Genomic DNA, 12,580 nt, shown 5'->3' with positions numbered 1-12,580 from the left:
CCGCTACAGATAAAAGGGCCCGCCCGGACTGCCCGGATACGGCTCCCGCCACTCGCCGTGCGGCACGTCGTCCGCCCGCAATGACGACGCGCCGCGCGGACACACGAGCACGGGACACGCCGCGTCGCGCAGCGTGCGCGACGTCACGTGCCCCGGCAACGGGTGCGGCGCGCCGCGCATGCCGTGCGAACCCATCACGATCAGGTCCGCGTGCCAGCGTTGCGCTTCGTCCAGAATCGCGCTCGACGCATCGCCGGAATCATCGTCGAACTCGAGCAACGCGGTTTCGGCCGCGCGCCGGCTTTGTTCGAGCATCGCCGCGCCGCGCCGCAAGACATCGATTCGATGCTGCGACACGACTTCGAACGGTAACCATTCGCACCACGCGAAGCGGTCGTCGGCCGCGTAGACGACCTTGATGCGTGCGTCGGGCGGCGCTACCGCGAGCGCGGTGCGCAGCGCGTCGAGCGCGGTGTCGCTGCCATCGATCGCGACCAGCACGCGGCTCACCGCCGAGGCATCGCTCGCGTCGGTCGACCTCGCCGGCATGTACAGCACCGGACGCCCGATCGACGCGACCAGTTCCTCGGGATCGATACGGCTGTCCCAGCGATGTTCACGCGGATGCGCGGCCACCGCGACCAGATCCGCGTCCCATTGCGTCGCCGTGTGGGCGAGCGCTTCGGCCGCGCCCTGATGCAGCGCGGTGAGATCGACGATCTCGGCGTCGGTCGCCGCGACGACGCCGTGCAACGCGATCACCGCGTCGCGCAGCGCGGCCTGCGCGCCGTGCAGCATCGCGCGATGCGCCTCGCACCAGTCCGGATAGCTGAGCATCAGCGTCGGATAAAGCGCGGCAGGATTGCAAACGATATCGACGAGACGAAAGCGCGCATCCGCCGCGACCAACTGCCGGGCGACGCGCGTGCCGAGCGGCAGTCCGCTGCCGCCCGCGGACGCGATCATCACGCGGTGGAAGGTGTTGCGCCCGGCAGCAGTGTTCATCGGCTCTCCTCGGATCGTCGCACCGCGAGGCGGCGCGTCAAGCGCGTCGCTTCACACCTCGGCCCGTGACGGGGACGCCAACGGTTCGCGCTTACATGATGAACGCCGACGCGGCGCGCGGCTTGATCTGTATCAAGCGCGAACGGCTCGCTAGCGGATCACGGGCGGACCGCGAGCACGGCCGCGCCGGTCAGGTTGCCGTTGCGCAGATCGTCGAGCGCGCGGTTCGCGTCGCACAACGCGTAAGTCGTCGTCTCGATCGCGAGCTGCATCTCGGCGGCGCTGCGCATGAACTGAAGCCCATCGTCGCGGGTCAGATTCGCGACCGACACCATCCGCCGCTCGCCCCACAGAAACGCGTACGGGAACGACGGAATGTCGCTCATATGAATGCCGCCGCACACCACCACGCCGCCTTTCGCGACCGCCTGCAACGCCAGCGGCACCAGTGCGCCGACCGGCGCGAACAGCAGCGCGGCGTCGAGTTCGCCGGGCGGTGCCTCGTCGCTGCCGCCGGCCCATGCCGCGCCGAGGCGCAGCGCGAGTTGCTGGGCCGCGTGGTCGCCGGGACGCGTGAACGCATAGACGGTGCGCTGCTGGTGACGCGCCACCTGCGCGACGAGATGCGCGGCCGCGCCGAAACCGTAGATGCCGATCCGTTCGGCGTCGCCCGCCATGCTCAACGTGCGATAGCCGATCAGACCCGCGCACAGCAGCGGCGCGGCCTCGATATCGCTGTAGTGCGGCGGCAGATGAAAGCAGTAGCGGCTGTCGGCGACGGTGCGCTCGGCGTAGCCGCCGTCGATCGTGTAGCCGGTGAAGCCAGCGTCGTCACAGAGATTTTCGCGGGCGGACAGACAGTAGCGGCAGTGGCCGCAGGTGCGCCCGACCCACGGCACGCCGACCCGCTCGCCCACCGTGAAACCGCTGACGCCCGCGCCCAATTCGGCCACCACGCCGACGATTTCGTGGCCGGGAATCACCGGCCGCTTTGGATGCTCGAGCTCGCGGTCGACCAGATGCAGGTCCGTGCGGCACACGCCGCACGCATGAACGTCGATCAGGATCTCCCCGGCACCGGGCCGCGGATCAGGCACTTCCCGCTCGGTCAGTGTCGCCGAGTTGCCGTCGAACACCATCGCTCGCATCGGGTTCTCCTTCAGATGCTTCGGCGGCGACAAGCTGCCGTCATGGCAGACAGCGAGGCGCGCGCCGTTCTCATCAGCGTAGGCGCGCCATTGTGTCGCGCGATCGGCCCGCGCCGTAGACCGTTTGATCGAAGTCAATGAGGGCCGTTTCGCCGCCCGTACACTGATCTTATTCCTGATACGGGAGTACGTGCCGTGATTGCGCGAATCCGAAACTGTCTGCTCGTGTGCTCGGCGTGCGCGCTGACGGCCGGCGTTGCTTATGGCGAGACCGAGCCGAGCGCGGTGGGCCGTTATCGGCGCAGGACGCGCACACGCTCGTGCAATGGGTACTTAGCCAATAAGGACTTGATGCGCACGCAGCGGGCCCGCTGCCGACGCGCGATGGCGCCGGCAATGCGAATCAGTTGTCTACATTGCGGAGACATGTCATGCGTTTGACTGTTCATCTCGACACGTTCGATCGTGTCAACCCGATGGCCTTCGCCATTCTCTGGCTCGACAAGGACACGCGGCAATGGTCGCGCGAAGGTCATTTCGGGCTCGAGTTGCCCGAATGGGGCGCGTTGCATATGGATTGCGGCAATACGCTCGTGTGCGCGCCGCATAGCTCCGCGCCGGTCTGCGTGCTCGAGGGGCTTGATCTGAATCAGCTCGACGGGCCGTTCGAAGGCGAGGTCGGCCGTGTGCAGTGGTGCGCCGAGCACGGCCGCATCCTCGCGAGCGGCCACTGGCGCGTGCAATGCATCGACGTCGAACGGACGGCACCGGAAAACGGCGTATTCGCAACCGGCGAAGACGCCTGAATCGGCACAGCTCCGGCGTACCGCGTCGCCGATGCCATGACGCGCCGCCGGATATTTTCGTGAGTACGTTCGCAACGATGCGATCGCACTGCGCCCCGCCGAATTCGAACACGTCGCGCTCGGCGAGATCGAGTGCCTGAGCAAGCGACTCGGGAACATGCTGCGCACGCAGATTCGCGCCGCGCACACTACATCGCGATCACCTTGCCAGGGTTCAGGAGATTGTGCGGATCGAGCGCGAGCTTGATCGCCTTCATCGCGGCGAGTTCGGCCGGCGAGCGTGACAGGCCGAGCACGCCCAGCTTCTCCTCGCCGATCCCATGCTCGGCCGATACCGAGCCGCCCATTTCCCCCGTCAGTTCATAGACGACGCGCTTGACGTCGTCGATGGCCTCGTCGGTCCAGCCGGGTTCTTGCACCACCACGTGCAGATTGCCGTCGCCGAGATGCCCATAGACGAGGATCGTCGCTTGCGGCCAGCGCGCGCGCAACCGCTCGTCGCAACGCTGCGCCGCGTCGCCCGCCTGCGCGACCGCGAAGCTGATGTCGAACGAGATGCGTCCCGGGATCAGGCGCGGATATTCGGCTGGCGCGTCGCGAATCGCCCAGAACGCCGCGGCGTCCGCGTCCGATTGCGCGATTGCGGCGTCGGCGATCACGCCGGCGTTCAACATGTCGGCGAGGAATTCCTCGAAAGCCGCCGACTGCCGTTCCGGGTCCGCGCCGCAAGTCTCGAGCAATACGTAGTAGGCGTGATCACTCGCGAGCGGCACGCGCAGTTCGGGCAGGCGTTGCCGCACGAAGTCGCAATAGCTCGGCCACATGACCTCGAACGCGGACACCCCGGCCGGCAGCCGCTCCTGCGCGCGGCCGAGCAGCGTGGTCACCGCCGCGTAGTCCGGCATGCCGCACCATGCGGTCGAGATCGCGCGCGGCTTGGCCCGCAGGCGCAGCACCGCGCGCGTGATGACCGCGAGCGTGCCCTCGCTGCCCGTCAGCAGGTTGCGCAGGTCGTAGCCGGTATTGTTCTTGATCATCTTGCGCTCGCCGCCGATCACGCTGCCGTCGGCGAGCACCGCTTCGACGTCGAGCACCTGGTCGCGCATCATCCCGTAGCGGATCACTCGATTGCCGCCCGCATTGGTCGCGATGTTGCCGCCGATCGTGCAACTGCCGCGCGCGCCGAGGTCGAGCGCGAACATGAAGCCGGCGTGATCGGCCGCTTCCTGCACGACCTGCAGCGGTGTGCCCGCGAACACGGTCATCGTCGCGCTGACCGGATCGATGTCGATGACGCCGTTCATCCGCTCGACGCTCAGCGCGACCTCCCCGCCAAGCACGCAGGCACCGCCCGCGTGCCCGGTCATGCCGCCTTGCGTGACGACCGGCTGCCGGAATTGATGGCAGATTCTGAGCGCGGTGGCGACCTCTTCGGTCGTGCGCGGGCGGATCAGCGCGATCGGATCGGTCGATGGCGTGCCGCTCCAGTCCGCGAACTGCCGCGCGCCAAATTCGGCCGGCAGTCTCACGATGTCAGCGCCGAGCGCCGCGCGCAGCGCGGCGACGGCTTCGTTACCGCGGGTCGCGGAGATCGGTTCGTGCTGCATCCGGTATCTCCAGTTCGTCAGACGGGCAGAGCCGCTGCGCGCGCTTCACCTCGCGGCCTGAATAAAGGCGGCGTTCCAATTGCATCCTCCAATGCGTGATCCATTCGGCTTTTCGGCTGTGTCGCTGCAATGCACCCGCTCAGGTCACCACGCCGACCTGCCACGGCACGAACTCGCTTTGCCCATAGCCGTGCAGCTCGCTCTTCGTGCGCGTGCCGGACGCGCAGTCGAGCATCATGCGAAAGATCGCTTCGCCGAGTTCGTCGATGCTCGCGCTGCCGTCGACCACACCGCCGCAATTGATATCGATGTCGTCCTGCTGGCGCTCCCACAACGCGGTGTTGGTCGCCAGCTTCAACGACGGCGACGGCGCGCAGCCATAGGCGGAGCCGCGCCCGGTCGTGAAGCAGATCAGGTTCGCGCCCGAGGCGACCTGTCCCGTCGCCGACACCGGATCGTAGCCGGGCGAATCCATGAATACGAAGCCCTTCGCGGCGATCGGCTGCGCGTATTCGTAGACGTCGACCAGATTCGTCGTGCCGCCCTTCGCGACCGCGCCGAGCGATTTTTCGAGGATCGTCGTCAGGCCGCCCACCTTGTTGCCCGCCGATGGGTTGTTGTCCATCGCGCCGCCATTGCGCGCGCAATAGTCCTGCCACCATGCGATGCGCGCGAGCAGCTTGTCGCCGACCGCGGCGCTCACCGCACGCCGCGTCAGCAGATGCTCGGCGCCGTAGATTTCCGGCGTCTCCGACAGGATCGCGGTGCCGCCGTGCCGCACGAGCCGATCGACCGCGGCGCCGAGCGCCGGATTCGCGGAGATGCCAGAGTAGCCGTCCGAACCGCCGCATTGCAGACCGACGCATAGATGCGAAGCCGGCACCGGCACGCGCTGCACGCGGTTCGCGTCGGCGAGCATCTCGCGCACCATCGCGATACCGAGTTCGATCGTTTTGCGCGTACCGCCGCTGTCCTGGATCGTGAAGCTGCGCAGCTTCGTCGTGCTGGCGTCGAGACCGCCCGCGGCGAGCACGCCGTCGATCTGATTCGTCTCGCAGCCTAGCCCGACGAACAGCGCCGACGCGAAGTTCGGATGCACCGCGTAACCGGCCAGCGTGCGACGCAGGATCGCAATGCCCTCGCCTTGCATATCGATGCCGCAGCCGAGCCCGTGCGTCAAGGCGATCACGCCGTCGACGTTCGGATAGTCGGCGAGCGCGTCGGGACGCACGTCGCGCCGGAAATGATCGGCAATCGCGCGCGCGACCGTCGCCGAGCAGTTCACACTGGTCAGAATGCCGATGTAATTGCGCGTCGCGATGCGGCCGTCGTCGCGGCGAATGCCCATGAAATGCGCGGGTTCGTCGACGTAGACGGTCGGCTGCGCATCGACGCCGAACGCGTGCTCGCGCGCGAACTCCGACATGCCGAGATTGTGCGTGTGGACATGCTGGCCGCGCGCGATCGCCTCACGCGCGACGCCGATGATCTGGTTGTAGCGCTTGACCGGCTCGCCTTGCGCGATGTTGCGCGTCGCGATCTTGTGCCCCGGTGGAATCAGTCCGGCGACGACCAGTTGTTCCGCCTCGATGCGCGTGCCCGGCAGCAACTGCCGGGTAGCGATGATGACGTCGTCGCCGGGGTGCAGGCGGATGATCGCGGACGCGACGCTAGCTTGAGTCGACATGAAAAGCCTCGAAAATGGGGTTATCCGTATGCGTTGACACAGAATACGTCAGATCGTGGAGCCCGCGCCCTTCGGCAGATCGCGGCTTTCCGATTCCAGCGACAGCGGCTCGATGCGTCCCACGATGAAAAGATAGCTGAACGCGCCGAGAAAGCAGAAGCCGCCCGCGACGACGAGCGGGATCGTGAACGAGCCCTTCGTCATCGCGACCATCACGCCGGTGAACGTCGTGATCACGATCCCCGCGAGATTCGACGCAAAGTTCTGGATGCCGCCGATCGACGCGACATGGCGCGGTGTCGGCGCGACGTCGCAGGGCAGCGACCAGATGCTCGCCGCGGCGAACGCGAGGCTGCCATAGGCGATACCGAAGAACGCGAGCATCAGATAGGTGTTCTCCGTGAACGCCGACAGCGTGATCACCGACGACACCAGCATGCCGCCGACCATGCAGGTCTTGCGCGCAGCCGTCAGGCTCCAGCCGCGCCGGAACAGCGCGTCGGACACATAGCCGCCGAGCCAGCCGCCCGGAATCGCGATCAGCGCCGGAATCATGCCGAGCGTGCCGAGCGATTTCAGCGAGAAGCCGCGCGTCTGCACGAGATAGCTCGGAAACCACGTAATGAAGAAGTAGATCACGAAGTTCAGGCAGAAGAAGCCGAGCATCATGCCCCACAGCGTGCGATGGCGAAACAGCGATGCCCACGTCACGTTGTCCTGGCCGCCTCTCGCTCGAGCCGCCGGCGCAGCGTTGCGCGCGCTCTCCATCGCGTCCTGCACGGGATTCCGATAGATCACGAACCAGCCGACGATCCACACCGCGCCGAGCAAGCCGGTGAGGACAAAAGCAGCCTTCCAGCCGAGCGTGCCGATGATCAGCGCGACCACGGGAATCGACAGCGCGGAGCCGACCCGCGAGCCGCTATCGAAGATGCTGGTCGCGATCGCGCGCTCCTTGGGCTCGAACCATTGGCTGACGAGCTTCGCGCAGGACGGATATGCGCCCGCCTCGCCGACGCCGAGCAACAGGCGGCAGCCGAACATGCCCGCGACGCTGGTCGTGACCGCGGTGGCCGCGGTAAACACCGACCACCACCCGACCGCGAGCGGCAACGCGATGCGCGCGCCGACACGATCGACGAACCAGCCGAACGGCATCTGCATCAACGCGTAGGTCCAGAAGAATCCGCTCAGGATGAAGCCCATCTCGGCGGGGCCGATGCCGAGCGCCTTTTCGATTTGCGGCGCGGCGACCGCGAGATTCGCACGATCGATGTAGTTCACCGCGATCGCGAGAAAGCACAGAAAAATCACTACCCAACGCATCTTCTTCTTCATGAAACCGTCTCCTCCTGGGCTGGCATCTACTCTATTTGGATGAACCATGCGGCCTCGTGGCCGCCGGTGTGCTGCCGGGGTGTGCTACAGATCTACTGCGGATTTGCGGCCCGCGTCGTTAGCCGTCGTGCGCGCACAGTCTTCATCGTCATGGAGAAATTGATCGGGTGTCGGGATGCGGAGCGACCAGCAGGGCTGCACGGCTGGCGTCTCCGCGGCGCCAATCTGGCCTTACCAATTTGCAAAAATAACGGCGAGTGCGATACTGGTCAAGCCAATTCGCACGGAGTTGGGGAAAGCCCGAACGCTGTCGCCGCGCCGCCGAGCGCGCACGATTTGCGCGCCGGGCGCTTCGATCTACAATCGGCGCTCGCCTTATGGGGCTTGCACAAGCTACATCGCCGGGAATCGTTTTGTGACCACCAGACCTGCCGACACTCGCCGCCTCTATCTTCAGATCGCGGAAAAATTGCGCGCGCTGATCGCTCAGCCGGAGTTCGCGCCGAACGGCCGCCTGCCGCCCGAGCGCGCGCTGGCGGAGACGCTCGGCGTGTCGCGGCCGTCGGTGCGCGAGGCGCTGGTCGCGCTGGAACTGGAAGGGCTCGTCGAGATTCGCATGGGCTCGGGCGTCTACCTGTGCGCGACGCCGTCCGCGCAGAGTGATGCGTCGCTGTCGCAGGCCGAACTCGGCGATAGCCTGCTCGACATCCTCGGCGCGCGCTGCCTGATCGAAGGCTCGATCATCGCGAGCGTCGCACCGTTCTGCAAACCGAAAGATCTGAAGATGCTGCGCGCCATCTACAACGAGATGGAGCGCGAAGTAAAGGCCGGCAGAATTCCGGTCGCGGCCGATCGCGCGTTCCATCTCGCGATCGCGCAAATGTCCGGCAATGAGGTGCTGGTGCGCACCGTCAGCTCGCTATTCGATGCGCGGCATAGTCCGCTGTCGGAAAAGCTGCGCGGCCACTTCGAGAACGAGACGACGTGGGGCGCCGTGCCCGACGAACATCTCGTGATTCTCGAAGCGCTGGAGGCGCATGATGCGATTCAGGCGCAAGCGGCGATGCAGCGTCACTTGAAGCTGTCGTTGGAGCGGGTGATTGCGGGGGGGCAGAAGACGCCTTAGGCGGTGGTGTGACTGTGAACCAGCGTCGGCGTTGTTCTGCTCCGCGGCTTCGAAGTGCCCTGTGATGGCGCCTGCGCGGCGCAGCCCACCCCAGCCTGCGCGAACGCTTCGGCGAGAAAGTCCACGCACACCTTCACCTTCGCCGACTGCGCAAGACGTTCGGGAAATACGGCCCACACGCTGGCGGGCTGCGTGAGCTCGGGCAGCACGCGCCGCAGCCTCCCTTCGTCGAGCAAGGGCTGCACGTCCCAGATCGAGCGCAGCACGATGCCGCGCCCTGCCAGCGCCCATTGCACAGCGGCCTCGCCGTGATTCGTCGAGAGCGGACCCGTCACTTTCACCGCGACCGTCTTGCCGCCCGCATCGAGACGCCAGACGCCGAATGGGTGATCGCGCTCCTTGATCGCGAGGCACGCGTGCGCCTCCAGATCCGCGACGGTTCGCGGCTCGCCGTGCTGCGCGAGGTATGCCGGCGAGGCGCAAAGCACGCGATAGTTGGTTGCAAGGCGCCTGGCAATCAGGTGGCCAGCGATCTCGTCGCCGATGCGCACGTCCAGATCGAAGCCTTCGCCCGCCACGTCCACGACGCGATCGAACAGGTCGAGCCGCACACCCAGTTGCGGGTAGCGATCCGACAAGGCTGCCAGCGCCGGTGCGACGAACTTGCGGCCGAAGCCGAAGCTGCTCGACACGCGCAGCGTGCCGCGCGCAACGCGCCGCGTGCTGGAGACGTCTTCGACGAGCTGTTCCATGTCGTCGAGGATTTTCTCGGCCCACGCGAACACGCGCTCGCCCGCGGCCGTCATCGCCACGCGGCGCGTCGAGCGGTGCAGCAAACGCGTGCCGAGGCTCGCTTCGAGTATCCCCACGCGCTTGCTCACATACGCCGCCGAGGCGTCGAGCGCATCGGCAGCCGCGCTAAAGCTGGACTTGCGGGCGACCATGCAGAACACCCGCAGGTCGTTGAGCTCAGGGGAAGCAGGAAGCTTCATCAGAACGAGTGGCGTATGCCGATGCGCACGTCGGCCTGCGTCGTCGTCGAAGAAGGCGTGAAGCTGTAGCCGATCACCGCATCCACACCGTTCGACGCCTGCAGCCAGTCGCCCGAGATGTACACGTCCGTGCGCTTCGAAAGCAGGTAATGCAGACCCGCAGACAGCTGATTCCAGTGGTGGCCGTCGAAGTGCGTGTATTGATAGCCGCCCGCGAAACTAGCCGCCGGCGTGATGTGCCAGTTCGCACCGCCCTCGGCCACCAGCATGTGCTCGCTCTCGCCAAACGCCTTGATCTGCGTGTACGTGAAAGCACCCATCAGCGTGACCTTGTTGATGACATAGCTCGCGCCCACGCCGAAGGCACCTTGCCTGTCGACCGGAAAAGGCGTATCCGCATACAGCGACGTGACGGCGCCCGTGGCAGGATCGACGCTCACGGTCGGCCTGCCGAAGAACGTGCGCACGCCGATCATGTTGTACGGGTCGAACGCGTAAATGCCCGACGGGTTGTTCAGCTGCGTATAGGCGGTGCCCATCGAGAACTGGCCGTGCTGATACTGCGCGCCGACGCTCCACGCGCTGCCCTTGTGAAAATCGCCAGGCGTATTGCTGAACGAGTACATGCCGCCGAACTGAAACCCGCCGTACGTGCTCGACATGAACTTCACGGCGTTCGGCAGATGGTCGCCGTTCATGCGGTCGAAGTCACCCTGGTTGATGGCGTAGCCGCTTGCCCACGCGGACGCGTTGTACTGGTAGACCATTTCCCGCGTCATGTCGAACTGATTGCCGAACGTGAGTGTGCCCCAGTCGTTCTGCAAACCCACATAAGCGGCGCGACCAAAAAGCGAGCCGCCGTTCGAGATTTGCCCGTTACCCAGGTGAAAGCCGCTCTCCAGCTTGAACACGGCCTTCATCCCGCCGCCCAGGTTTTCGGTACCCATCAGGCCCCAGCGGTTCGCGTAAGTCACGCCGTCGTCGAACTTGACCAGATGCGAGCCACCCGCGTTAGAGACGTAGGTGATGCCCGCGTCGAGCACGCCGTAAAGCGTGACACTGCTTTGCGCGCGCGCGGCCACCGGGAGCAAGGCGAGTGCGAACACCGCCGTAACGAATACGGCGGGCCGCAATTTCTTCGTCTGATTCATGTTGTAGTCGTTGTTGAGTCAGGTTCAGTTCAGGCCACGGTCGGCTTCGCGCACGAGCTGGCGTTCTTTTTCGATGTCGATCGAGCGACAGGCCCACAGATAGACCAGTGCCGCGACGGGCAGGCCCACGAGCATCGCGATGTCGATGCCGCCCAGCGCATTCGCGACCGGTCCGGAATAGAGCTCTGTCCTGAAGAACGGGATCATCGCGGCAAAGCCCACCCCGTATGCGGTCAGGCCACGCCAGTTCCAGCGTCCGTAAATGCCGCGCGGGTTGAAGATCTCACGCACCGAGTAATGCGAGTGGCGGACGATGAAGAAATCGACGAGGTTGATCGCGGTCCACGGCGTGAACAGATAGCCGAGAATGCCGAGGAAGTCGCCGAACTTGCCCATGAAGTTATCCGACGCCGAAAACGCGAGCGAGGTCGCAACGAGTGCCACCACGACGAGGCTCACGATGCGCTTGGTCGCGTTCGACTTGAGCGGCTTGAACGAGTCCGTGATGCTCAGCAGCGTGAGCGAGGCACCGTAGAAGTTCAGGCCCGTGATGGCGAGCAATCCGAGCAGCGAGAGCAGCAGCGTAACCGTACCGAATCCCGGGAAGATCATGTCGCCCGCGCGCTGGACCGCGTCGGAGATCTCGATCTGCGAGTTGAGCGCCGCGGCCGCCGTGCCCACCAGCATCATCCAGACGCCGCCAATGAGCGCGCCAAGGAAGGTCCACCAGAAGGTGGCGCGCACGCCGGTATTGGGCGGCAGATACCGCGAGTAGTCGGAAACGTAGATCGACCACGAGAGCTGATATGCCGCTGCCGAAAAAAGCTGCACGAGGAACGGCGTGGTCTTGAAGCCCGCGAGGCTCAACTGGCCTGTGGGGAACGGCACCTTCAGGCACATGCCGATGCTGAAGATCGTGAGCGCGGCGAGCAGCGCAAGCGCGAGCCAACGTTGTGCCTTATGGATCAGGTCATAGCCGAACACCGCGAGCGCAACCGCGATCACCGTGAACACGATGTAGCTCAGATGCGGCTCGGTGCCCAGCAGGTGATGCGCGGTCTGTCCCGCCATCAGCTGGTTGAACGAGTTGTAGCCGATATAGGTGACGAGCGCGACCACCCACACGAGCAGCGCTCCCATGTAGCCGAACTGCGGGCGCGACTGGATCATCTGCGGCAGCCCGAGCTGCGGCCCCTGGCTTGAATGGAACGCCATGAAGAAGGTGCCCAGCACGTTGCCGAGCACGATGGCGATCGCACTCCACAGCAGGTTGCCGCCCATGCTGATGCCAATCGCACCGGCCGCGACGGTCGCGAGATTGGCGTCGCCCGTGAACCACACGGGCCATAGGTGCCAGGCCTTGCCTTTGCGTTCGGCAAGCGGCACGTAGTCGATCGAGCGTGATTCGATTCGCGATTTTGCGCGCGAAGGTTCGTTGGCCAAGGTTTCGGCAATTGCCTCGTGGGACATGTCTCCTCCAGTTGTGGGGTGGCGAAAGCGGCCGCGAATGGCACGGTCCCGCCTTCCGCGCCGGTCCCGATACCTGGAGTTCCAGTTTCCTGACACGACACGGTTATCTTTCAGTTAACTACAAACCATCAGTTAACGATGGTACCCACCCTGGAGTGTTTCGTCGCACTATCGCATCCTCCTATTGACGTCTATGCGGAAATCGATTTGGTTCGTCGAACGTCAATTTCCATTGATTCTTAATAGAAAG

10 protein-coding genes and 1 pseudogene are annotated in these 12,580 nt (G+C 65.4%); 3 read left to right on the top strand and 8 right to left on the bottom strand.

All coding sequences use genetic code 11. From position 1 onward, the window contains the following. Positions 1-3 precede the first annotated feature (3 nt). Both HDG34_RS35545 and HDG34_RS35540 read right to left on the bottom strand, forming a co-directional pair. Entirely contained in the window at positions 4-1,005 is a 1,002-nt protein-coding gene (locus HDG34_RS35545; protein WP_184067833.1) for a universal stress protein, read from the bottom strand. A 158-nt stretch (positions 1,006-1,163) separates the two neighbouring features. Further along, positions 1,164-2,153: a zinc-dependent alcohol dehydrogenase family protein gene (locus HDG34_RS35540; protein ID WP_184067947.1), complete on the bottom strand. Its 990-nt coding sequence runs from the start codon at positions 2,151-2,153 to the stop codon at positions 1,164-1,166. A 248-nt stretch (positions 2,154-2,401) separates the two neighbouring features. Here HDG34_RS35540 and HDG34_RS40305 point away from each other — a divergent pair. Both HDG34_RS40305 and HDG34_RS35535 read left to right on the top strand, forming a co-directional pair. Continuing rightward, a pseudogene (locus HDG34_RS40305) lies at positions 2,402-2,497 on the top strand (cytochrome C); the annotation flags it as partial. Between the two features lie 87 nt (positions 2,498-2,584). Continuing rightward, positions 2,585-2,959, top strand: a complete 375-nt coding sequence (locus HDG34_RS35535; protein ID WP_090810855.1) for a DUF3564 domain-containing protein — start codon at positions 2,585-2,587, stop codon at positions 2,957-2,959. A gap of 188 nt (positions 2,960-3,147) precedes the next feature. On the opposite strand, the gene HDG34_RS35530 is transcribed toward HDG34_RS35535, so the two are convergent. The 3 genes from HDG34_RS35530 to HDG34_RS35520 all read right to left on the bottom strand — a co-directional run bounded on the left by HDG34_RS35530 (position 3,148) and on the right by HDG34_RS35520 (position 7,591). After that, the gene (locus HDG34_RS35530) at positions 3,148-4,566 is read right to left on the bottom strand and encodes an FAD-binding oxidoreductase (protein ID WP_184067830.1); all 1,419 of its coding nucleotides are present in this window, start codon (positions 4,564-4,566) and stop codon (positions 3,148-3,150) included. Between the two features lie 139 nt (positions 4,567-4,705). After that, positions 4,706-6,253 (bottom strand): UxaA family hydrolase, encoded by a 1,548-nt coding sequence (locus HDG34_RS35525; RefSeq protein WP_184067828.1) that lies wholly within the window; start codon positions 6,251-6,253, stop codon positions 4,706-4,708. A 48-nt stretch (positions 6,254-6,301) separates the two neighbouring features. Then, the gene (locus HDG34_RS35520) at positions 6,302-7,591 is read right to left on the bottom strand and encodes an MFS transporter (RefSeq protein WP_184067825.1); all 1,290 of its coding nucleotides are present in this window, start codon (positions 7,589-7,591) and stop codon (positions 6,302-6,304) included. A 415-nt stretch (positions 7,592-8,006) separates the two neighbouring features. On the opposite strand from HDG34_RS35520, the gene HDG34_RS35515 reads away from it, so the two are divergent. Continuing rightward, on the top strand, positions 8,007-8,717 hold the full coding sequence (locus HDG34_RS35515; RefSeq protein WP_184067822.1) for a FadR/GntR family transcriptional regulator: 711 nt from the start codon (positions 8,007-8,009) through the stop codon (positions 8,715-8,717). Here the strand turns inward: HDG34_RS35515 and HDG34_RS35510 are convergent. Genes HDG34_RS35510 through HDG34_RS35500 form a run of 3 tightly spaced genes read right to left on the bottom strand, consistent with a single transcriptional unit; the run spans position 8,714 to position 12,330 of the window. Then, on the bottom strand, positions 8,714-9,709 hold the full coding sequence (locus HDG34_RS35510) for a LysR substrate-binding domain-containing protein (protein ID WP_184067819.1): 996 nt from the start codon (positions 9,707-9,709) through the stop codon (positions 8,714-8,716). The two genes, HDG34_RS35515 and HDG34_RS35510, sit on opposite strands and share 4 nt — an antisense overlap. Beyond that, positions 9,709-10,860 carry a porin gene (locus HDG34_RS35505; RefSeq protein ID WP_184067816.1) on the bottom strand — a complete coding sequence of 384 codons (1,152 nt, stop codon included), beginning with the start codon at positions 10,858-10,860 and terminating at the stop codon, positions 9,709-9,711. The genes HDG34_RS35510 and HDG34_RS35505 overlap by 1 nt, the downstream gene beginning before the upstream one ends. A 24-nt stretch (positions 10,861-10,884) precedes the next feature. Next, the gene (locus tag HDG34_RS35500; protein ID WP_184067813.1) at positions 10,885-12,330 is read right to left on the bottom strand and encodes a cytosine permease; all 1,446 of its coding nucleotides are present in this window, start codon (positions 12,328-12,330) and stop codon (positions 10,885-10,887) included. Positions 12,331-12,580: the final 250 nt, after the last annotated feature.

It is taken from the genome of Paraburkholderia sp. HC6.4b (assembly GCF_014200875.1).
Taxonomy (GTDB): domain Bacteria; phylum Pseudomonadota; class Gammaproteobacteria; order Burkholderiales; family Burkholderiaceae; genus Paraburkholderia; species Paraburkholderia tuberum.
The sequence above is the reverse complement of the archived record's forward strand: the minus strand, read 5'-3'. Positions and strand labels throughout refer to the sequence as shown.